The organism is Actinomadura syzygii (genome assembly GCF_008085905.1).
GTDB classification, from domain to species: Bacteria; Actinomycetota; Actinomycetes; order Streptosporangiales; family Streptosporangiaceae; genus Spirillospora; species Spirillospora syzygii.
Genome location: NZ_VSFF01000005.1, coordinates 71,108 through 91,692, shown reverse-complemented (window position 1 = coordinate 91,692; position 20,585 = coordinate 71,108). Strand labels below are relative to the sequence as shown.

Sequence of the window (20,585 nt, the reverse complement as noted above, 5' to 3'; positions counted from 1 at the left end):
ATGAGGCGGGTGCGGCTGCCGGGCGGGCTGCGGCTGGTCGAGGCGCCCCGCCCCGGGTCGCCGCTCGCCGCGGTCGTGCTGCGGGTGCGGGTCGGCAGCGGCGACGAGCGTCCGGACGAGCGCGGCACCGCCCACATGCTCGAACACCTCGTCGTCCGGTGCGCGCTCGCGGGCGGACGCGTCGGGGAGGGCGCGCTCGTCTCGGCGCGCACCGGCCGGGAGTCCACGGCGTACAGCGTCGTCGTGCGCGCCTTCGACGCCGTCCGCGCCGTGGTCGCGCTCGGCGCGGTGTTCGACGAGTTGCGCGTGCCGCCGGACGTCCTCGCCGCCGAGCAGGCCGCGATCGTCGAGGAGGCCGCGCGCCGGCACGCCGAGCCCGCGTGGCGGATCCGCGAGTCGCTGCTCGCCGGGCTGTGGGCCGGGACGGCGTTCGAGCATCCCGTGCTCGGGGACGCGCGCGTCGTCGCGGCCCTCACCCCGCGCCGCGTGCTCCGCTTCCACCGCACCTGGTACCACCCGGCGAACGCCACACTGGTGGTCGTGGCCGGGCGTCCGCTGCCGGACGTTGCGGCGGTTGCGTCCAGGTGGACGGGCGCACCCGCGCCGGCGCACCGGACGGACGCGCCGTCCCGCCCCTGGACGGCCACCGCCGGACGCGACCACGCCGGGATCGCGTTCGCCTACCACCGGGTCGATCCGGCCGGGTCGGCGGCGCCGGTCATGCTGGCCCGCGAGGCGGTCGCGGCGGCGAGCGGCGTCCAGGTGCGGACGCTCCCGCTGGGCGAGTGGCTGTGCGTGTGGGCGGCGACGGCCCGGGAGCCGTTCATCGCCGCGCTCACCCGGACCCGCGACCGCCTGACCGGCCCCGACGGCGCGGCGTGGCTGCGCACCGAGGCCCTGATCCCGACCCTCCGCCGGGAGGACGACGTCGAGACGGCGGCCGTCCGCGCCGCCGACCCCCGAACGCTGGTCACCACGGCCGCGCTCCTGTCCTGCACGGCGGACCCGGTGGCGGCCGTGCTGACCCATTGGCGCAACAAAATCACCAGTGGTCAGGAGGGGCGGAGGTGAGCGTGCGGCTGCTGTCGGCGTTTCCGCCCGCCGGACGGTCGCCGGTCGCCGCGGCGGCGCTCGCCGTCCCGCTGACCGCCGTGTCGCGCACCGCCGTGCTGACCGCACCGCTGGTGGCGGCGGTCTGGGCGCGGTCCGTCGCGGACACCGCCGAGGCGACCGGCACCGCCATGCGCGTCGAACCGATCGTCACCGCCGACCTGGCGGGAATCACCGCCGAGGTGGTGCGGGCGGACGAGACCGCCCTGCGCTCCCTCCAATCCTGGTTCCAAAATGTGCCCCCACCAGGGGAGACGGAGTTGGAACGGCTGCGCGACGACTGCGTGGCGCGGCTGCCGACGTCCGAGCGCGGGTCGGAGGACGTGCGGCGCGCCCTGTTCGGCGACCGGCACCGCTACGGCGTCACCCACCGGGAACGCGCCGCCCACCTGCGCGACGCCGACGTCCGCACGGTCGAGGACGCGATGGCGGAGCTGCTCGCGGAACGTCCCGCCGCGTTCGCCCGCGCGGACGACACGGCCCGCCCGCCGGGCCGCCGGACGGCCGTCCGCGTCGACGGCGCCCGCGCCTGCTGCCTGATCGGCGCGCCCGGCGTCGCGCTCGCCTCGCCGCGCAAGTTCCCGCTGCACGTCGCCTGGGCCGCGCTGGGCGGACGCGACGGCCTGCTCGACCGGCGGCTCCGCCAGGAGCGCGCCCTCACCTACTCGGTCGCCGCGTTCAGCAGGGAGCTCGCGGAGGGCGGCTACGGCATGTGCGTCGCGGCGTGCCGTCCGGACGCGCTGGACGAGGTCTCCGCCGTCGTCCGCGACACGTTCGCGGCCCTGGCCAAGGACGGCGTGAGCGGGACGGCGCTGCGCTCGGTCAAGGAACGGCTGATCGTCCGCCAGCACCGCGCCCTGCAGACGGCCCGGGGCCGCGCCGAACGCCTCCTGGGCTACGCCGCCGCCGGTCTCCCGCCCGCCGACCTGGACCGCTACCCCCGCAACATAGCGACGGTGACCTCGGCCGACGTCCGCTCCGCAGCCGCCACGACCCTGACCCCGGAAACCTTCCTAGAACTAAAACTGATCCCCACCCACCCCTGACCGCCCGCGGACGAAGCTCAGCCGGGGCCACGGGTCGGGCGGCCGCAGACCGCCAAGGCCGGAGGCCGCCCGACCCGCCGAGCGAGGGGCCGTTTCCCGAGAGCGACCGCGTTCGGGAAACGGTCCCTCGCGAGCAACGGGGGTTCCAGGGGGTCGCCCCCCTGGGTAAACACAGCCCCCTGGGTTAAGCGAGCCCGAGAGCGGTGGCTCGTTCGACTACCTCCAGGCGGTTGCGGGCGCCGAATTTCGAGAGCAGGTGGCGCATGTGGTACTCGATCGTGTTCTCGGTGACGTGGAGCGCGCCCGCGATGTCGCGGTTGCGTAAGCCGCGGCGGAGCAGGTCGAGGACTTCGTGTTCGCGCTGGGTGAGGTGCGGTGCGGGGCCGAGTGAGCGTTCCTGGAGGATGCGGAAGAAGCACTGGTCGCTGACGTTGATGCGGAGCCGCTCGGCGGCGCGGATGGCCTCGGCCATCCGGTCGACTTCGACGGTGTCCTCCAAGTAGACGTGACAGCCGCGGCGCAGCCAGCGCTCGCAGCGTCGCCAGTCGCGGCGCGGTCCGAGGATGGCGAGGCTCAGGTCCTCCCGGATGGCCTTGGCCCTGCAGAACATGCGGTGGATGTCGCTGTCGTCGAGCTGCTGCCCCGCGAGCATCCAGCCTGCCCGGACCGTGTGGACGAGGGGCGCCAGGACGTCCGGGTCCGCGCACGGGTGGATCTCGACGTTCTGGTCGTGGACGGCGGTCGGCCGAGTCGACGTCAGGGCGCGCCAGGAACCGACCAGAACGACCCGGAAGGCGTTCTCGCCGACGACGAATGCCGCGCCATTACCGGAGATTGCGATTGTCATGTGACCTAGCCCCCGGACGGCCAATTGGAGCCCATTTGAGGTTCCGGTGAAGCCCCGTCGGATGAGTGCCCTGTGATTTATGCAATCACGTTGGACGCGGCCGCTGTCAAGGTGGAGCGGACTCCTGTCGAGCGGCCTGTTTCGGACGGGTCGGCGGTTGACCAGTGCGGTTATTCGGGAGCTCGGAAACCGCTTGTCTCCGACTAAGGAAAACCGTGGGAACTGGAACGTTTCACTCGGCGGCTCCGCTCTGCCCATCGTGCTCGCGGGATTCCAGAATCTTTCTTACTGTGATCAGCTCGTCGCGTATGGCTTCCAATGACTCCGCGATGCGGAGAATCGGATCGGGAGCCGGCGCCGGCGCGGCCTGACTCCCCGTGCCCGCCTCGGCGCCCGCGTCCGGGACGACGTAGCCGGCGAGTTCCATGAGTTGCCAGTAGCCGAGGTCGAGGACGCCCGCGAGCCGGTGCAGCACGCGTGGCGACGGCGTCCCGACGAAGCCGCTCTCCAGCTTGAACAGGTAACCGGTGGAGATGTCGGCCGCCGCGGCGGCGGCCTGGGTGGACAGGCGGCGGGCCTCCCGTGCCGCGCGCAGGGTGTCGCCCATGCGCCGGGTGGGCCGCGGCGTCTGCCGGTTCGATTCTTGCTTGCTCACGTTCACTATGGTAGTCACATTCACTATGGGAATCAATCGTGAGACGTCATCGCGGAGCCGCGCGGCGCTCACCGTCGCGTCCCTCGGACTCGCCACGGACGCCCTGGTGTACGGCATGGCCGTGCCGGTGCTGCCGAAGATCGCGACCGAGCACGGCAGTCGTCCGCTCGGCGTCGGACTCATGTTCGCCGTCTACGCCGCGGCCCTGGTCGCCGCCACTCCGGCGGCCGGGCTGTGGGTCGACCGCCAGGGCAACCGGCGGCCGCTGCTGGCCGGCGTCGCCGGCCTCGCCGCGGCGACGGCGCTGTTCGCGTTCGCCCGGGATCCGTCACTGTTAATCCTGGCCAGAGCCTTGCAAGGCGCCGCGGCCGGCATCGTCTGGACGGCCGGTCTCGCCCTCGTCGCCGCCACCCACGGGCCGACCGAGCGGGGCAAGGCGATGGGCATCGCACTGTCCACGTTCGCGGTCGGCACGCTGCTCGGCCCGCCGCTCGGCGGCCTGCTCGCCGGGTGGTTCGACCCGCGCGTCCCGTTCCTGCTGGCCTGCGCGCTGGCGCTGGCGGACGGGGCGGTCCGCTGGTTCCTCGTCCCGGCCGACACCGGCCCGGCGGTCCGCGGCGGCATTCGCGAGGTGCGCGGCCGTCCCGGACTCGGGCTGATGGCGCTGCTGACCGCGACGGGCGCGGCGCTGATCGCGTTCATGGAGCCGATCCTGCCGTTGCATCTGTTCACTACGGAGAATGCCGGAACCGGCGAGATCGGGCTGGTGTTCGGCGCGGCGGGCGTCGCGGCGGCGATCGCGCCGTCGCTCGCCGGGTACGCGCTGGCGCGGTTCTCGCCCGGCGTCGTCGCCGGGACGGGCTGCGTCATCGCCGCGGTCGCGTTGCTCCTGCTCGGCGGCCCGCTGGACGGCGTCGTCGCGAGCGCCGCGGGCCTCGCCCTGGTCACGGGCGGCGCGTCGCTCGTCCTGACGCCGACCGTCACCGTCATGTCGCAGATCGCCGAGTCGCGGCAGCCGCCGGTCTACGGCGCGGTGTACGCGGTCTACACGCTGGCCTACACCGGTGGCCTCGCGGTCGCGCCCTTCGGGGCGGGCTGGGCCATGCAGGGGTTCGGCTTCGACGGAGCCGCCCGGACCGCCGCCGCCGTCGCGGCGCTCCTGACCGTGCTCGTGGTCGCGTGGGGACGGCGGCGTCCGGCGCGGCCACCGGCCGATCCGGTGGAAACCGCCGCCGGGAAATCCTCCGGCGCCAATCTCAGCTGACCGCCTCCGGGCCGCTCTCAGCTGACCGCCTCCGGGCCGCGCATTCCTGATTGCGGGGTGTATCAACTACGGAAAACCGGGATGGAGAAAAATGCCGTTCCGCTCTTACTGTGACGGAGTTCCTTCGGACGTCGAAAGGAGGGGAAAATGTCCGACATCGAGATCACCGTCATCGAGGAGCCCGTTTCCACCCTCGAAGCGATCGGTATGGACGAGGGCTGCAGCAGCAGCTCGTCCTGCAGCTCGCTCGACATCTCGGACGTGGAAGTCGAGTAACCACGCCCACGCCACCGGAACGAGCGGAGCGGTCCGCGGTGTCGCCGCCGCGGACCGCTTCCCGTCCGGCCGCCGCAGCCCACGGGGGTCCCGCGAAAATGAACACGCCATTCGACGTCGTCGTGCGGAACGGCCGCTGGTTCGACGGCACCGGCGCGTCCTCCGCCGTCCGCGACGTGGGGATCAGGGACGGCAGGGTCGCCGCCGTGTCCGCCCGCCCGCTGCCCGCCGGGCCGCCGCCGTCCACCCGGGTGATCGACGCGACCGGCCGCTGGGTGCTGCCCGGCTTCGTCGACATGCACACGCACTACGACGCGGAGGTCCTGCTCGACCCGGGCCTCGGCGAGTCGGTCCGGCACGGCGTCACCACGGTGGTGATGGGCAACTGCTCGCTGTCGACCGTCCACGCGGGGCCCGTCGACTGCGCCGACCTGTTCGCGCGGGTCGAGGCGGTGCCGCGCGGGCTGATCCTCGACGCGCTCACCGAGAACAAGTCCTGGACGTCCGCCGCCGAGTACGTCGCCGCGCTCGAAACCCGTCCGCTCGGCCCGAACGTCGCCGCCTTCCTCGGACACTCCGACCTGCGCGCCCACGTCATGGGCCTCGGCCGGGCCGTCGACCCGCGCGTCCGCCCGGACGAGGCGGAACTGCGCCGGATGGAGGCGCTGCTCGCGGCGGCCCGCGCCGCCGGACTGGTCGGGCTGTCCACGATGACCAGCCCGTTCTCCCGCCTCGCGGGCGACCGGCACCGGTCGGCGAAGCTGCCGTCCACGTACGCGACGTGGCGCGAGTACCGGCGGCTGCACCGCGTCCTGCGCCGCACGGGCGGGATCCTGCAGAGCGCCCCGAACCCGGCGATGCCGCTGAACACGCTGCTGTTCGTCGCCGCGAGCGCCGCGCCCGCGCCCACGCGACGGGCGCCGCTGAGGACGACGCTGCTCACCGCGATCGACCCGAAGTCCGCGCCGGGGCTCGCGGCCGTCCTCGTCGCGACCTCGCACCTCGCCGGACGCGCGCTCGGCGCCGACCTGCGCTGGCAGCACCTCCCCGTCCCGTTCGAGCTGTACTCCGACGGGATCGACCTGGTCGTGTTCGAGGAGTTCGGCGCGACCGCCGAGGTGCTGCACCTGCGCACCGAGGCGGAGCGGCGCCGGCTGCTCCAGGACACCGGGTTCCGGCGGCGGTTCCGGCGCGAGTACCGGCGGCCGCTGCCGCGCCGCGCCTGGCACCGCGACCTGTACGACGCGGAGATCGTCGCGTGCCCCGAGCCCGGCCTCGCCGGACGCAGTTTCGGCGACGTCGCCGACGCCCGCGGCCGCCACCCGGTGGACGCGTTCCTCGACCTCGTCGCCGAGCACGGGCCGAAGCTGCGCTGGCGCACGACGCTCGCGAACCACCGTCCCGCCGTGCTGGACCGGCTGGCCGCCGAGCCCGCCGTCCAGTTCGGCTTCGCCGACTCGGGCGCGCACCTGCGCAACATGGCGTTCTACAACGCGCCGCTGCGGCTGCTGAAACGGGTCCGGGACGCCGACCGCGCCGGACGTCCGATCCTCACGCTCGAACACGCCGTGCACCGGCTGACCGGCGAACTCGCCGGCTGGCTCGGCCTGGACGCGGGCACCCTGCGCGTCGGCGACCGCGCCGACCTCGTCGTCGTCGACCCGGACGGGCTCGACGGCTCGCTCGCCGCCTACCACGAGGCGCCGATGGCCGGGTTCGGCGGCCTGTCCCGGATGGTCAACCGCAACGACGCGGCCGTCCCCGCGGTGTGCGTCGGCGGCGAGGTCGTCTTCGCCGACGGCGCGTTCGCCCCCGGCTACGGCCGCGTCCGCGCCACCGGACGCTTCCTGCGACATGAGCGAGGTACGCGATGAAAGTGCTGGTCACCGGGGGCGCGGGCTTTCTCGGACGGGCGGTCTGCGCGCGCCTGGTCGAACGCGGGCACGTCGTCCGCGCGTTCCAGCGGCGGCCGCTTCCGGTGCCGGAGGCGCTCGACGTCCGGCAGGTCACCGGCGACCTCCGCGACCCGGACGCCGTGGCCAGGGCCGTGGACGGGCACGACGCCGTGATCAACTGCGCCGCCCTGGCCGGGGTGTGGGGCGCCGCCCGCGACTACTTCGACGTGAACGTGACGGGCACGGCGAACGTGGTGACCGCGTGCCGCCGCGCCGGGACGCGGATCCTCGTGCACACGTCCAGCCCGGCGGTCGTGCACGACCGCGCCGACCTCGACGGCGTGGACGAGTCGGCGCCGTACGCGTCCCGGTTCCTCGCGCCGTACCCGCGCACGAAGGCGATCGCCGAACGGCTGGTCCTGGACGCCGACTCCGCCGACCTCGCTACCGTCGCGCTGCGCCCGCACATCATCTGGGGGCCGGGCGACCCGCATTTCCTGCCCCGCCTCGCCGAGGCCGCGCGCGGCGGACGGCTCCGCCGCGTCGGCCCCGCCACCAAGCTGATCGACACCGTCTACATCGACAACGCCGCGGACGCGCACGTCCTGGCCCTCGAACGGCTGGAACGGCTCGGCCCGGGACATCCTCCGGCGGGCCGCGCCTACTTCATCACGCAGGACGATCCGCGCACCGTCAGCGAGACCATCGACCTCCTCCTCGGCGCGGCGGGCGTGACGCCGCCGACGAAGGCGGTCCCGGTGTGGGCGGCCCGGGGCCTCGCCGCCGCCATGGAGTTCACCGGACGCCTGTTCCGCTTCGACGAGCCGCCCCTCACCCGCTTCCTGGTCAACCAGCTCACCACCGCCCACTGGTTCGACATCACCGCTGCGAAACGCGACCTCGGCTACCACCCCCGAATCGACATGGCGGAGGGCCTACGCCGTCTCGCCGCCGAACACGCACTTGCGAGGACGCCGTGAGGAGCGCGGGGCTCGCTGTTGTCGAGGCGGGGCGGGTTCTGTGGTGGACGGTGGTGCTCGCCGTTCGGTTCGGGCTGGGGCGGCGTGATCGCGTCCGGGCCGCGCGGTTGCTGCGCGCCTACCTGCTGCGGATGGGGCCGCTCTACATCAAGGCGGGCCAGGTGCTCGGCACCCAGTCCGGGCTCCTGCCGCGCGACGCGGTCGAGGAGTTCCGGACGTTCTTCGCCGAACTCCCCCCGATGCGCGACCGCGTCCTGCGCCGGACGCTCCGCCGCGGCCTCGGCCGTTCGCCGGACGAGGTGTTCGCCGCGTTCGACATGCGTCCGGTCGCGGCCGGGTCGGTGGCTCAGGTTCATCGGGCGCGGCTCGACAATGGCGAGACGGTCGCGGTGAAGGTGGTCAGGGCCGGAGTGCGCGGACGCCTAGAGGCCAGTTCCACCGTGCTCGGCGCCCTCCTCTCGATCGTGAACGTCCTCCCGAAGGTGCGCGGCTACGACCTGCCCGGCCATTTCCGGGAACTGCGCCCGCTGCTTACCGGACAGTGCGACATGGCCGGGGAAGGCGCGCGGCAGCAGGAGGTCGCCGCCAATTTCCGCAACCACCCGTTCGTGCGGGTGCCGCGCGTCCACGAGGAGCTTTCGAGCCGGGACGTCCTCGTCATGGATTTCGTCGAAGGCGCCTCCGGCCACCTCCCCGACGAAGCCGGGCTGCCGCCGCACGAACTGGCCGCCCGCATGCAGGACGCCTTCTACTGCATGGTCTATTTCCACGGCGTCTTCCACGTGGACCCGCATCCCGGCAACCTCGTGTTCGCCCCCGGCGGCCTGCTGGTCTTCCTCGACTTCGGCCTGGTCGGACGCCTGTCCGAGGACGACAGGTGGAACCTCGCCTCGTTCTACTACGCCTGCATCCGCAAGGAATGGACGACGGCCGTCCGCCGATTCACCCGTGCGTTCGCGGTGCGTCCCGAAAGGCTCACCGGCTCCGCCTACGAAGAGGAACTCGGCCGGATCCTGCGTCGCCATTTCGAGGAGGAAACGTCCCGCTGGTCGACGCTCGCCTTCCTGGACGACGCGATCCGCATCCTCGGCAGACACGGTTCGCGGATCACGACGGCGTTCTCCGTCCTCGCGCTGTCGCTGCTCACCGGCGAGGGATTCATCGCGAAAGTCGACCCGGACATCGACCTCTGGGCGACGACCCGCCGATTCACCGACCGTTTCGCGCCGTACCTGAACGACGAACTCCGCGACCGTTTGCAGCACCAGATGGCGGACACCGCGCCGCGTTCCCTGGCGCTGCGGAAGCGGGCCGCGCGCCGCCTGGTGGCGCCCACGCACTTCGACCGGTTCGTCCTGCCGAGCGCGTTCCCGCTGGTCGTGGACCGGGCGTACGGGTCGAAGCTCCGCGACGTCGACGGCAACGAGTACATCGACCTCGGCGGCGGGTTCGGCCCGCACATCCTCGGCTACGCGCACCCGGCCGTGGTCGCGGCGATCCAGGACGCGGCGGCGCGCGGCGCCGTCAACGCCGTCGGCCATCCCGGCGAGGTCCGGCTGGCGGAGCTGATCGCGGAGGCGTTCGGCCCCGATCATCGCGTCCTGCTCGCCAACTCCGGCACCGAGGCCGTGCAGGTCGCGCTGCGCATCGCCCGCGCCTTCACCGGACGGCAGCGCGTCGCCAAGTTCGAGGGCCACTACCACGGGTTCTCCGACCAGGGCCTGGTCAGCTCGTGGTTCCGGTACCGCGGCGACCCGCGCGCGCCCGAGCCGGTCGGGAACTCCGCCGGGATGCAGGACGCGGTGGTCGCCGAGACGCTCGTCCTCCAGTACGGCGAGCGCGGCTCGCTCGACCGGATCGCCGCGCACGCGGACGAGCTGGCCTGCGTGATCGTCGAGCCGATGCCGTCCGCCCTGGCCGACTACGACGCGGAGTTCCTGCGCGCGCTGTCCGACGTGTGCGGCAAGGCCGGGATCCTGGTGGTCTACGACGAGGTGGTGACCGGCTTCCGGGTCGCCTACGGCGGGGTGCAGCACATCGTCGGGACCGTCCCGGACCTCACCTGCCTCGGCAAGATCATCGGCGGCGGGCTGCCCGCGGGCGCCGTGACCGGCCGCGCCGACGTCGTCGACACGGCCCGCACCAGCGGCGACCCGTTCCACGACGTGGACGGACGCGCCTTCGCGGGCGGCACCATGAGCGGCAACTCGGTGACGTGCGCGGCGGGGACGGCCGTGCTCGAACAGCTCCGCGCCTGGCCGGACACCTACCCGGGGCTGCGCGAGCGGACGTCCTGGCTCGTCGCCGACCTCGCCGCGCGGGCCGCCGACTGCGGCGTCCCGTGCCAGGTCAGGGGCCGCGACTCGATCTTCTCGATCACGTTCGACCACGCCACGCCGAGCCTTGTCCGGGACCGGTTGGCCGGGCTCGACGTCACCGCGACGCTCGCGCTCGCCTACCACATGCGCGGGCACGGCGTCTTCCTGCCGGAACTACACACGCTGCTGCTGAGCGCCGCCCATTCCGACGCGGACCTGGAACAGGTGTCCGAGGCGTTCGGGAAGAGCGTCCGCGAAATGGCGTCTGCCGGATTCTTCTCCATTTCACGAGAAAGGCTCACGGGGGAACGGTTATGAGATTCCTGGCGATCGAGCATGTATTCCCGTCCCACGTCGTCACCAACGAGGACGTCGTCGACCGGGTGCTCGCGGACAGCTCCGCCCACCTGCCCGAACACGACCTGCGCACCCTCGAAGAGCTCGTGCGGACCTGTTTCGCGTCGAGCGGCACCGAGGTGCGGCACCACCGCGCCGACGGCGAGACCGCAAGCGAGCTGACCGTCGAGGTGGGCCACCGGGCGCTCGACGCCGCCGGACTGCGCCCGCACGACATCGACCTGCTGATCTACGCCGGGATCGGCCGGGGGATCATCGAGCCCGCGTCCGCGACGATCTACCAGGACCTGCTCGGGCTCGACCGCGCCACCGCCTTCGACGTCCTGGACGCCTGCGCGAGCTGGGTGCGGGCGCTGCACGTCGCGAACGCCTTCCTGCGCGCCGGCGCCTACCGCACCATCATGATCGTCAACGCGGAGTTCGGCGCCGGGGACGTCTACCGCTACGAGCTGACCTCGCTCGACGAGTTCCCGCACTGGCACCCGACCGTGACGATCGGCGAGGCCGCGACCGCGACCATTCTGACCGCGTCACCCGAGGACGGCTCCTACGACGCCGACTTCCGGACATGGGGCGAGAAACGCGACCTCTGCTTCGTCCCCATGCCCAGCTTCACGGGCCATTTCGGCAAGGACGTCGACGTCGCGGGCGGGCTCGCGGACCTGCAATTCGTCTCCTACGGGCTCAGCCTGCTGGAGTTCGGCACCCGCAAACTCGTCGAGCATTACCGGGACCTTCCTCGCTTCGAGGAGTTCAAGGCCGACCGCGTGTTCCTGCATTCGGCGAGCGACGGCGCCGCGCGGCACGTCGTCCACGCCTGCGGAATCGACCCGGCGCGGGCCCGCTTCGACCACCGCAACCACGCCAACACGGCCTCGGCGTCGGTGCCGGTCAGCATGTCCGAGGCCGTGCGGTCCGGTGAGCTGGCAGACGGCGACCGGACCTTGCTGATGGTGGCCTCGTCCGGGGTCACCAGCGCGCTGACCGCATTCGAGTTCCACGGACGGTGAGGAGACCAGATGACCAAGGACGAGATATTCGCGGAAATACTTGAGGCGGTGTCCGCCGTGGACGGCCGCGTCGACATCTCCACGCTCCGGCTGGACGAGACGCCGTTTCGCGCCCACGGCCTGACATCGCTGACCCAGTTGCAGGTGTGCGTGGACGTCTCCGACCGGCTCGGCGTCCCGTTCTCCGACAACGACGTCCTCCTCTCCTCAACCCCGCTCCGCCTCGCCTCCCTGATCGAGCGGCGACTCGCGGAGGCGGCGTGACCGCAGCGAAGCGAGGATCATGCCGCCTCCATCCCCGGGGGTCTGGGGGTCGTCCCCCAGAAAGGAGAACAGCGTGAATTTCTTGGACGTTACGAGGGCCAACGTTGCCCGCGCCGATCCCCGGAACGGTGTGTGTTTCCTGCGCTACGGGAAACCGAACGTGGAGATGCCGTACGACGCGTTCCTGCGGACGTCGGCGTGGCTCGGACGCAAGATCCCCGAGGACGCCACCGTCGTGATCGCCGCGGACGATCCCCTGCCCGCCCTCCTCGCCTTCTTCGGCGCGCTGTGGACGGGCGGCCGCCCGCTGATCCTCCCGTCCCCGCACGCGGCGGGCGGCATGGAGCAGTTCCAGACCCAGGTCCGGCGGACGCTCGGCGTCGTCCAGGGCGAGGTCGTCCTCGCCCTCCAGGACGGCATCGCGGTCGAGTCGCCGGGCGTCCCGGTGGTGCCGCTGCCCGCCGACGCCGACGGCTACGACACCCTCGCCCCCGGTGACCTGCCCGAATCGGCGGGCCCCGGCGGCGACACGGTCGCGTTCCTGCAAGCGACGAGCGCGTCCACCGGAGACCCGAAACTGATCGGCATCACGCACGCGAACGTGTGCGCCAACCTGACCACGATCGAGCGGAAACTCGGCCGGAACGGCGACGAGCGCCTGGTCACGTGGCTGCCGCTCTACCACGACATGGGCCTTGTCGGCATGGCGCTCCTCGGCGCCTTCCGCGGCTGGCCGCTGTACGTCATGAAGCCGATCGAGTTCGTCATGCGCCCGCACACGTGGATCGACGCGCTCAGCCGGTACCGCGGCACGCTGATCGCCGCGCCGACGTTCGGTTACGACCACGTCCGCCGCAAGGTCGCGCCGGAGGACGTGCCGGGTTGCGACCTGTCCGCCCTGCGCACGGCGGTGGTCGGCGCGGAGCCGATCAGGCTCGACACGCTCGACGGGTTCCACCGCCGGTTCGCCCCGGCGGGGCTGCGTGCGGGCGCGCTGGTCTGCGGCTACGGGATGGCCGAGACGACGCTCGCGGCGGCGCTGTCCGAGGTCGACGCGCCGCCGCGCTACGTGCTGGTCGACCCGGCGGGCGTGGAGACGGGCGCGCCGGTGCGGCTGCTCGGCGAGGGCGTCCTCGGCGGCCCGCCGCCGGGCGGCCCCGGCATCCCGGTGTTCTCCTGCGGCCCGCCGCTCGACGGCATGACCGCGGCCCTCATCGACGAGGAAGGACGTCCTGTCGAAGGCGACGCGATACTCGGCGAGATCACGCTCACCGGCCCGAACATCGCCGCCGGATACCTCGACCCGGACACGGGCGCGCCACGGCCGTTCCCGGACGGCGTCCTGCGCACCGGCGACCTCGGCTTCCGGCAGCGCGGCGAGCTGTTCGTCCTCGAACGACGCAAGCACGTGATCATCCGGAACGGCCGCAACCATCTGGCGTCGCTGCTGGAGGAACGCGTGGCCGGGATCCTCGGCCGTCCCGTCCAGGAGGTCATGGTGCTGGACGCCGACATCTACGACCCCGGCAGCGAGATCGTCGCGGTCGTCGAGCACTGCCCGGCCCGGTTCGAGCTGGACGGGGCACGCCGCCGCGCGCTGCGCACCCTCGACCTGCCGGTGGACTCCCTGCACCTCGCCCGTCGCCGCGTCATCCCCCGCACGACCAGCGGTAAGAAGCGCTACCACACGGCGCGGCGGCGGCTCGCGGACGGTACCCTCCGCGCCGACACGACCGTCGCACTGGCGGGGGCGCGATGACGCGGCCCACGACGAAGCGGCCCGCCGCGGAGCGTCCGGCGACGCGACTCCAGCGGTGGGGCGGCTTCGTCGCGCGGCGGCGCGTCCCGGTGCTGGTCGCGTGGCTGGCCGTCCTCGTCGCGGCGGGACTGTTCTACCCGCACGTCGAAGGACGGCTCGGCGCCCCCGACTACTCGGTGCAGGGATCGGAGTCGTCGAAGGCGCAGTCCCTGCTCGCCGAGCGCTTCCCCGCGCTCGGCGCCGAGCAGGGCGTTCTCGTGTTCCGTTCGGCGCGGCTGACGGCCGACGCGCCCGAGTACCGCCGGACGGTCGACCGCGTCATCGCGGCCGTCGCCGCGCACGGCGCCGCCCCGCACAGCCCGTACGCCGGACCCGGCCGGATCTCCGCCGACCGGCATGTCGCGGTGGCGGCGTTCGCGATGTCCGGCAGCCGCGCCGACCGCGCGAAGAAGGCCGACGAGCTGCAACGACGCACCCGCGACGCGGCGGCGGGCGGACCGGTCGAGGCGTATCTGACCGGCGCGTCCGCGATCACCAACGACCTGTCCGACGCGGAGCTGCGCGACCAGGAGGTCGCGGAGAGCATCGGCATCCCGATCGCGTTGATCGCGTTGCTCCTGGCGTTCGGCGCGGTCGTCGCGGCGGTGCTCCCGGTCGTGGTGGCGACGGCGTCCGTCGCGGTCTGCACCGCGCTCCTCGGCCTGCTCGCCGGGGCCCTCAACCTGGACCGGTTCGTCACCGTCGTCGCCACCGTGATCGGCGTCGGCGTCGGCATCGACTACGCCCTCTTCATGATCAGCCGCTTCCGCGAGGAACTCGCCCGGCGGACCCGTCCCGGCGTGGTCCCCTCCCGGGACGACGTGCGCGCGTCGGTCGGCGTCGCCGTCCGCACGTCCGGCCGGACGGTCCTGACCGCCGGGCTCATCGTCATGGTCGCGCTCGGCTCGATGGCGCTGATCCGCGGCCACATCTTCATGGAGATCGCGATCGCGGCGGGCCTCATGGTCGCGTGCTGCCTGGTCGCGTCGCTGACCGTGCTCCCCGCGCTGCTGTCGCTGCTCGGACACCGGGTGAACCTCGGCGCGCTGCCGCACCGGTTCCGCCCCGCCGACCTGACGCCCGGCGGCGCGTCCGGGCCGGGCCGGTGGTCGCGGTGGGCGAGCGTCGTGCTGCGCCACCCGTACCGGCTCGGCATTCCGGCGTTGCTGCTGCTCGGCGCGATGTGCCTGCCGCTGCCGACGATCAAGCTCGGGGTCGACTGGGGCCTCGCGTCGCTGACCGGGACGCCGTCGGGCAAGGGCCAGCAGATCGTCGCGACGGCGTTCAGCCCCGGCGCGGTCGGGCCCGTCCAGGTCGTCGGCTGCGGCGGCGACGCCGCCACCGGGATGGGACGCCTCGCCGCCGCGGCGGGCGGCGACCGGCGCACTGCCCGCGTGCTTCCCGCAGGTCAGTCGGGGGACTGCGCCGCGATGCAGATCGTCCTCAAGGAGCGGGTCGACTCCCCGGCGGCGAGCGCGTTCGTCCGGAACCTGCGGTCTGACCTGGTCCCACGCGCGTTCGCCGGGACGGGCGCGCATGTGAGGGTGGGCGGGCTCACGGCGGAGTACGTCGACCTGTCCGACGAGACGACCGGCAAGCTCCCCCTGGTCGTCGCCGTCATCCTGACGCTTTCGTTCTGCTACCTGCTCGTGGTGTTCCGGAGCGTGCTCGTCCCGGTGAAGGCCGTCCTGCTGAACCTGCTCGCGACGGTCGCCGCGCTCGGCGTCACCACCCAGGTGTTCCAGCACGGCTTAGGCTCCGGCGTCCTCGGCTTCACCAGCTCGGGGACGCTCCAGGCGTACCTGCCGGTTGCGCTGTTCGCGCTGCTCTTCGGCCTGTCCATGGACTACGAGGTCTTCTTGGTCGGACGCATCCAGGAGGAACGGCAGGCTACCCGCGACGACACCCGCGCCATCCCCGCCGCGCTGGACCACACGGCGCGCCAGATCACCGCCGCCGCGTCGATCATGGTGATCGTCTTCGGTGCGCTGCTGTTCGCCCGCGTCCTGGAATTGAAGCAGTTCGGGTTCGGATTGGCGTTCGCGGTGTTTCTCGACGCGACCGTCGTGCGGCTGCTGCTCGTCCCGGCGGTGATGGGGGTCGCGGGACGCGCCAACTGGTGGTTGCCCGGCTGGCTCGACCGGCGGCTCCCCACCGCATGGAAGGAATGACACGAAAGGACGGCACATGCCGAATTCCAAGGGCTACCGGGGGGTCTCGACCCAAGCGGCGGCCAAGCACTACGACGTCTCGGACGAGTTCTTCCGCATCTGGCTGGGCCCGAGTCTCGCCTACGCCTGCGGCTTATGGACGGACGGCGCCGACACCCTGGAAAAAGCACAGCTCCGCAAGGAGGAGTACCTGCTCAGCCAGGCCGGGATCAGGCCCGGAATCCGCGTCCTGGACGTGGGCTGCGGCTACGGCGGCGAAATGCGGCGGATGGTGGAGGAGCACGACGTCGAGTCCGTCACCGGCATCACGCTGAGCCGCGCCGCCGTCGACTGGACGCAGAACCTCGGCATCCCGCGCACCGACGTGCGGCTGGAGAACTGGATCGACCACCGTCCGTCCGCGCCGTACGACGCGATCATCTGCATCGAGGCGATGGAGCATTTCGCACGTCCGGGAATGTCGGGACGGGCGAAGATCCAGGGCTACCGCGAGTTCTTCAAGCGCTGCCGGTCGTGGATGCGGCCGGAGGGACGGCTGGTCGTCCAGACGATCTCGTGGGGCCACCGCTTCCCGCTGGACGTCGACATCCTGCGCGACCTCTATTTGGCGACGACCGTCTACCCGGAGTGCAACCCGTCGTACCTGGGCGAATTGCAGGCGGCGTCCGACGGATTGTTCGACCTGGTCGCGCTCCGCAACGACTTCGACCATTACTCGCGGACGCTGGAGGTGTGGCTCGACAATCTGCGCGCCGACCGCGACCGAGCCGCCGAACTCGTCGGCCCCCGGAAGGCGGAGGACTTCGAACGCTGCATGGCACTGGCCGTGCAGGCGTTCGCGGACGGCTGGTTCTACCTGCACCGCCTGACGTTCCGGCCGGTTCCGAAACCGACGAAACCCGCGCGGCGCTTCCTCATCAACAATGTGCTGGCCCGCGACTCGCTGCCGACCCCGCGCTTCCTCCAGCCGAACCGATGAGATGTGCGCGGCCGCCCCACGCCTCGCGGTGGGGCGGCCGCGTGCCTGCTACCGGCCCCGAGTGCTCCGGGATTCGGCGCCCTTGGCGAAGGCGGCCCGGAAGGTGATCTGTCCGAAGACGCCGTCCGCGCCGATTCCCTTTCGCTGCTGGAACGCCTTGACGGCCTTCGTGGTCGCCGGGCCGTACTGCCCGTCCGGGACGAGCGAGCGGCTCTGCAACACCTTCATCGCGTACTGGATGCCCTTGACCTGGGAGTGCCGTGCGCTGCCCTGGCCGACCACGCCGCCGTCACGCTGGAGCGCGCCCCAGGTCTCGACGTCGAGCCGTCCCGACTTCGGCAGGTGACGCGCGCCCTGGTACTTCTTCAGCGCGGCCCCGAGGTCGGAGGGCCACCCTTCCCCGGCGGACGTCGGAGTGCAGGTGCGGTAGTAGCCGAGCTGCACCAGGAAGCAGCGCGCGGACGCGATCCGGTAGTCGCTGTCGCCGGGACCGAGCTCGACCCACGGCTGCTCTTGGATCGCCCTCGCGACCGCCGGGTCGGTGCCCGGCCCATCGGCGCTGGCGACGCCCATCCCTGCGGTGGTCCCGGCGCCCAGCGCGAGGAGCGTGACGGCGACGCCGAGCCCCGCCCGATTCAAGATCTTCATCTGCGGAATCCCCTATTCCCTCGATCGGATCCTGTACTTCGGTGAGATGCCGGGCGATGGGGAACGGTTCTGGATAATCCGTGGAAAATGATGCCGAGCCACGACGAATGAGGGCTGTAGCGGGTTTACGGCTTGGCCGAGAATTTACCTTCTTAAATGATGGCGGGATGTCGCGGTTGTCCAGCGTGTCCAACCAGACTCGCTGCCCGTCAGGCGTCACCGTGACCCGTGATGGCGGTGTCGGTGGCTGTCAGGTGGCCGAAGCCGACACCAGCGGCTCGTCGCAGCGACTCCGGGATCGGTACCGGCAAGCTTTCGCCACTATTGGTCGACCTGACCGGAAAAGGGGTGATGGCGCGGTCAAGTGTGAGCATTCACCGGGACATTTATCCGCCGAATCCGGCGTCCCGCCCGATATGGCTGGTCCGCTTTCTTGGGATATGCCGTGAATAACCGCAGATCAGCCCCATGATCGACGGTCTCGGCGGAGTTATGATCGCAATCGGGATCCGGGTGAGAAACGGTCCCCGCGATTCAGGGACCGCGCGTCCGGCGCCGTCCGAAGCCCGTCCCCACCCGGCCGGGAAGCGGCGATGGGACGCAAGCGAGGAGGCACCGTGACAGAACATGTCGAGCAGGAACCCGTCCCGCATGCCCCGTCCGCGGTCGCCGACCCGGCCCCGCTCGGGCTGGCGGCGTTCGCGCTGACGACGTTCCTCCTGTCCGCCAAGAACGCGGCGTGGACGGACGGCACCGACGCCTGGCTCGGCTACGCGCTCGCGTACGGCGGCCTCGTCCAGATCCTGGCCGCGATGTGGGAGTTCCGGAACCGGAACGTGTTCTGCGCCACCGCGTTCGGATCCTATGGGGGCTTCTGGCTCGGCCTCGGCCTGTACGTCGCGCTGGTCGCGGGCGGGGCGACCGCCGTGCAGCAGGCCAACGACCTCGGCTGGATCCTGCTCGCCTTCGCGATCTTCAACACGTACATGATGCTGTGGAGCGCACAGGTCAACCAGGCCGTGTTCGCCGTGTTCGTCACGCTTGAGGCGACCGAGATCATCCTCTTCATCGGAAACTTCGCGACCAGCCCCAACACGATCAAGATCGGCGGCTACATCGGCGTGCTGACCGCGGTCTGCGCCTGGTACGCCTCCGCCGCAGAGCTGATCAACAACATGCTCGGCCGGACGTTCCTGCCCGTCGGGAAGCCGCTCCTCCACCAGCTCATCCCTGGCACCACACAGCGCTGACCCCGGGTCCCGGCCGGACGTGGACAGCGTCCCGCGCGCTCCCCGCCGCCTCGCGTACGTTGAGGCGAAACGGGGCGGGGAGGCCGGGGGCACATGCAGCGGTTGGACGACGAACAGGTCGAACGGATCCTCGCCATGGTGGACGCGTCCGCCGCGGCGGTCGCCCCTGACGAACGCGACGACTCGTTCGACGACTACGCCGACCTCATGCGCACCGAGCGCATCCTCCCGGGCACGGAATCGCACCCGGTGGACGACAGTGCCGCCGGACTCGCGGACGCCCTCATCTTCCTTGGAATGGGCCTCACGTTCCTCGGACATGTGGCGTTCACCGTCCTGAACGTCGCCACGAACATGGCCATTGAGCGCGGTGTCGAGAACGCCGTCACCTACCTGCGCAAGAAGTTCCGCAAGGACGAGATCGTCGACCACGTCATGGAGGAGCTGACCCTCCCACCCGAGGTGGACCCGAGCGAAATGCGCACCGTGATAGTCATCCAGGTGACCGTGCTGCTAGACGGCGACGACGCCGAATGACCGAGGCGGCCCAGCTCCGCCACCTCCGCTTCACCGACCGCGCTTTACGCGCCGTCATCGCCGCCCCCTACGCGCTGTTCGTGCCGACGCTCATGACGGTCGATCACTACGGCGACTCGCCCATGCATCTCGCAGGGGAGCTCCTGCTCGCACTCGGCGCCGTCACCGTGATCTGCCTGGCGATCTTCGCTTTCCTGATCAGGGAATGGGCGGCATGGTCGTACGAATACCGCCACGGCCGCCAACTCCGGAGCCCGATCAACTGGGACCACCGCTGGGACGACGTCCGCCAACCGCTGGAGCAATCCGGCCTGGACATCGACACCATCGCCGCCTACTCCGTCTACAGAACCCACTTCAACTTGAAGACGCTGCACCCGCCCGGACGCAGCCTGGGGATGCTCGGCGTAATGTCCGACTGGGGCGAACGACACAACCGGAAACTGATCGTCACAGGCGCCATCTCCGGAGTCGCCATCGCCGTGGCCGGAGAAGTATGGCCGGGCTGGTACGACCGCCCCCAGTTCTGGATCGGGGCAGGCGTGGTGACGGCCGTCCTCATGCCGTTCGCGATATGGAACGGCTGGTCGCAGTACCGTATGAACGCCCACCGCCCCGAAAGCGTCGTCCTGATCCCCAGCCAGTGGCGCTCCCGCCTGCGCGGCGACGCCCCCACCGCCACCGCTGTGTTCCTGCACGAGGTCTCCCACGTCCGCCACCACGACGTTTCCCGCCGCCGCATCGTCGCCATGTACGCGCACTTCGCCCAGTTCGGCGCTTTCCTGGACGCGGGAATGGCTTTCACCGTCCGGGGTTCCGACGGGCTACTCTTCGCCCTCTTCCTCATCATGGCCGTCAGCGGAATCCTCGCCGTCCGCCGAGCCCGCACCGCTCTCCGCCTGGTAGAGGAACTGCGCGCGGACGCGGAAGCCTGCCGCGACGAGCCCACCCGCAAGGCCATGCACCACTTCCTGGACGGCCTAGCAACCCCAACCCCCCAAACCGCCTTGCGAAGCCGAGTCCTAACCACGCCCTGGAAGTTGAGCTTCCTATTCCCCGCCCACAGAGCCATAGCCTTAATGACCGTAGGCAACGCCGTCCCCCTACTAACCCTCTTCACCCTCCTATGGACAGGTGCCGTCTCCCCAGCCCCAGACCTCTAACAACGAGTCACGCCTGC

Annotated in this window: 18 protein-coding genes; 15 read left to right on the top strand and 3 right to left on the bottom strand. The window is 71.6% G+C overall.

What is annotated here, in order from left to right; translation table 11 throughout:
• Both FXF65_RS12980 and FXF65_RS12975 read left to right on the top strand, forming a co-directional pair.
• Nucleotides 1-1,071: a M16 family metallopeptidase gene (locus FXF65_RS12980; RefSeq protein ID WP_148350146.1), complete on the top strand. Its 1,071-nt coding sequence runs from the start codon at nt 1-3 to the stop codon at nt 1,069-1,071.
• On the top strand, nt 1,068-2,156 hold the full coding sequence (locus FXF65_RS12975) for a M16 family metallopeptidase (protein WP_148350144.1): 1,089 nt from the start codon (nt 1,068-1,070) through the stop codon (nt 2,154-2,156). The genes FXF65_RS12980 and FXF65_RS12975 overlap by 4 nt, the downstream gene beginning before the upstream one ends.
• A 184-nt stretch (nt 2,157-2,340) precedes the next feature.
• Here FXF65_RS12975 and FXF65_RS12970 read toward each other — a convergent pair whose 3' ends face one another.
• Nucleotides 2,341-3,003, bottom strand: a complete 663-nt coding sequence (locus FXF65_RS12970) for a helix-turn-helix transcriptional regulator (RefSeq protein ID WP_187412263.1) — start codon at nt 3,001-3,003, stop codon at nt 2,341-2,343.
• A 232-nt stretch (nt 3,004-3,235) separates the two neighbouring features.
• Nucleotides 3,236-3,658: a helix-turn-helix domain-containing protein gene (locus FXF65_RS12965; RefSeq protein WP_187412262.1), complete on the bottom strand. Its 423-nt coding sequence runs from the start codon at nt 3,656-3,658 to the stop codon at nt 3,236-3,238.
• Between the two features lie 25 nt (nt 3,659-3,683).
• Here FXF65_RS12965 and FXF65_RS12960 point away from each other — a divergent pair, with 25 nt between their 5' ends.
• The 10 genes from FXF65_RS12960 to FXF65_RS12920 all read left to right on the top strand — a co-directional run bounded on the left by FXF65_RS12960 (nt 3,684) and on the right by FXF65_RS12920 (nt 16,970).
• Nucleotides 3,684-4,922, top strand: coding sequence for an MFS transporter (locus tag FXF65_RS12960; RefSeq protein ID WP_187412261.1), 1,239 nt, complete (start codon nt 3,684-3,686; stop codon nt 4,920-4,922).
• Nucleotides 4,923-5,069: 147 nt separating this feature from the next.
• Nucleotides 5,070-5,198 carry a hypothetical protein gene (locus FXF65_RS45840; RefSeq protein WP_281288903.1) on the top strand — a complete coding sequence of 43 codons (129 nt, stop codon included), beginning with the start codon at nt 5,070-5,072 and terminating at the stop codon, nt 5,196-5,198.
• Between the two features lie 98 nt (nt 5,199-5,296).
• Nucleotides 5,297-7,072 (top strand): N-acyl-D-amino-acid deacylase family protein, encoded by a 1,776-nt coding sequence (locus tag FXF65_RS12955; RefSeq protein ID WP_148350136.1) that lies wholly within the window; start codon nt 5,297-5,299, stop codon nt 7,070-7,072.
• Nucleotides 7,069-8,073, top strand: a complete 1,005-nt coding sequence (locus tag FXF65_RS12950) for an NAD-dependent epimerase/dehydratase family protein (protein ID WP_148350134.1) — start codon at nt 7,069-7,071, stop codon at nt 8,071-8,073. Before FXF65_RS12955 ends, FXF65_RS12950 begins: the two co-directional genes overlap by 4 nt.
• Nucleotides 8,070-10,709 carry an aminotransferase class III-fold pyridoxal phosphate-dependent enzyme gene (locus FXF65_RS12945; protein ID WP_148350132.1) on the top strand — a complete coding sequence of 880 codons (2,640 nt, stop codon included), beginning with the start codon at nt 8,070-8,072 and terminating at the stop codon, nt 10,707-10,709. The genes FXF65_RS12950 and FXF65_RS12945 overlap by 4 nt, the downstream gene beginning before the upstream one ends.
• The gene (locus FXF65_RS12940) at nt 10,706-11,758 is read left to right on the top strand and encodes a 3-oxoacyl-ACP synthase III family protein (protein WP_148350130.1); all 1,053 of its coding nucleotides are present in this window, start codon (nt 10,706-10,708) and stop codon (nt 11,756-11,758) included. Before FXF65_RS12945 ends, FXF65_RS12940 begins: the two co-directional genes overlap by 4 nt.
• Before the next feature lie 9 nt (nt 11,759-11,767).
• The gene (locus tag FXF65_RS12935; RefSeq protein ID WP_148350128.1) at nt 11,768-12,022 is read left to right on the top strand and encodes an acyl carrier protein; all 255 of its coding nucleotides are present in this window, start codon (nt 11,768-11,770) and stop codon (nt 12,020-12,022) included.
• Nucleotides 12,023-12,095: 73 nt separating this feature from the next.
• On the top strand, nt 12,096-13,781 hold the full coding sequence (locus tag FXF65_RS12930) for an AMP-binding protein (RefSeq protein ID WP_222868542.1): 1,686 nt from the start codon (nt 12,096-12,098) through the stop codon (nt 13,779-13,781).
• Complete coding sequence (locus FXF65_RS12925) at nt 13,778-15,991, top strand: MMPL family transporter (protein ID WP_148350124.1); 2,214 nt, start codon at nt 13,778-13,780, stop codon at nt 15,989-15,991. The genes FXF65_RS12930 and FXF65_RS12925 overlap by 4 nt, the downstream gene beginning before the upstream one ends.
• Nucleotides 15,992-16,007: 16 nt before the next feature.
• On the top strand, nt 16,008-16,970 hold the full coding sequence (locus FXF65_RS12920) for a class I SAM-dependent methyltransferase (RefSeq protein WP_148350122.1): 963 nt from the start codon (nt 16,008-16,010) through the stop codon (nt 16,968-16,970).
• A 48-nt stretch (nt 16,971-17,018) separates the two neighbouring features.
• On the opposite strand, the gene FXF65_RS12915 is transcribed toward FXF65_RS12920, so the two are convergent.
• Nucleotides 17,019-17,618, bottom strand: coding sequence for a peptidoglycan-binding domain-containing protein (locus FXF65_RS12915; RefSeq protein ID WP_148350120.1), 600 nt, complete (start codon nt 17,616-17,618; stop codon nt 17,019-17,021).
• 617 nt (nt 17,619-18,235) lie between these two features.
• Here FXF65_RS12915 and FXF65_RS12910 point away from each other — a divergent pair.
• From FXF65_RS12910 to FXF65_RS12900, 3 genes are all read left to right on the top strand, one after another.
• Complete coding sequence (locus tag FXF65_RS12910; protein ID WP_222868541.1) at nt 18,236-18,868, top strand: acetate uptake transporter; 633 nt, start codon at nt 18,236-18,238, stop codon at nt 18,866-18,868.
• A gap of 93 nt (nt 18,869-18,961) precedes the next feature.
• A complete protein-coding gene (locus FXF65_RS12905) occupies nt 18,962-19,405 on the top strand; it encodes a hypothetical protein (RefSeq protein ID WP_148350116.1) in 444 nt (147 codons plus the stop codon).
• Nucleotides 19,402-20,568, top strand: coding sequence for a M48 family metalloprotease (locus FXF65_RS12900; RefSeq protein ID WP_148350114.1), 1,167 nt, complete (start codon nt 19,402-19,404; stop codon nt 20,566-20,568). The genes FXF65_RS12905 and FXF65_RS12900 overlap by 4 nt, the downstream gene beginning before the upstream one ends.
• Nucleotides 20,569-20,585: the final 17 nt, after the last annotated feature.

Bases quoted from the DNA above. Each gene is read 5' to 3' on its own strand.
- FXF65_RS12980 (WP_148350146.1), top strand. From the start codon at position 1: ATGAGGCGGGTGCGGCTGCCGGGCGGGCTGCGGCTGGTCGAGGCGCCC.
- FXF65_RS12970 (WP_187412263.1), bottom strand. From the start codon at position 3,003: ATGACAATCGCAATCTCCGGTAATGGCGCGGCATTCGTCGTCGGCGAG.
- FXF65_RS12960 (WP_187412261.1), top strand. From the start codon at position 3,684: ATGGGAATCAATCGTGAGACGTCATCGCGGAGCCGCGCGGCGCTCACC.
- FXF65_RS45840 (WP_281288903.1), top strand. From the start codon at position 5,070: ATGTCCGACATCGAGATCACCGTCATCGAGGAGCCCGTTTCCACCCTC.
- FXF65_RS12955 (WP_148350136.1), top strand. From the start codon at position 5,297: ATGAACACGCCATTCGACGTCGTCGTGCGGAACGGCCGCTGGTTCGAC.
- FXF65_RS12950 (WP_148350134.1), top strand. From the start codon at position 7,069: ATGAAAGTGCTGGTCACCGGGGGCGCGGGCTTTCTCGGACGGGCGGTC.
- FXF65_RS12940 (WP_148350130.1), top strand. From the start codon at position 10,706: ATGAGATTCCTGGCGATCGAGCATGTATTCCCGTCCCACGTCGTCACC.
- FXF65_RS12935 (WP_148350128.1), top strand. From the start codon at position 11,768: ATGACCAAGGACGAGATATTCGCGGAAATACTTGAGGCGGTGTCCGCC.
- FXF65_RS12925 (WP_148350124.1), top strand. From the start codon at position 13,778: ATGACGCGGCCCACGACGAAGCGGCCCGCCGCGGAGCGTCCGGCGACG.
- FXF65_RS12920 (WP_148350122.1), top strand. From the start codon at position 16,008: ATGCCGAATTCCAAGGGCTACCGGGGGGTCTCGACCCAAGCGGCGGCC.
- FXF65_RS12915 (WP_148350120.1), bottom strand. From the start codon at position 17,618: ATGAAGATCTTGAATCGGGCGGGGCTCGGCGTCGCCGTCACGCTCCTC.
- FXF65_RS12905 (WP_148350116.1), top strand. From the start codon at position 18,962: ATGCAGCGGTTGGACGACGAACAGGTCGAACGGATCCTCGCCATGGTG.
- FXF65_RS12900 (WP_148350114.1), top strand. From the start codon at position 19,402: ATGACCGAGGCGGCCCAGCTCCGCCACCTCCGCTTCACCGACCGCGCT.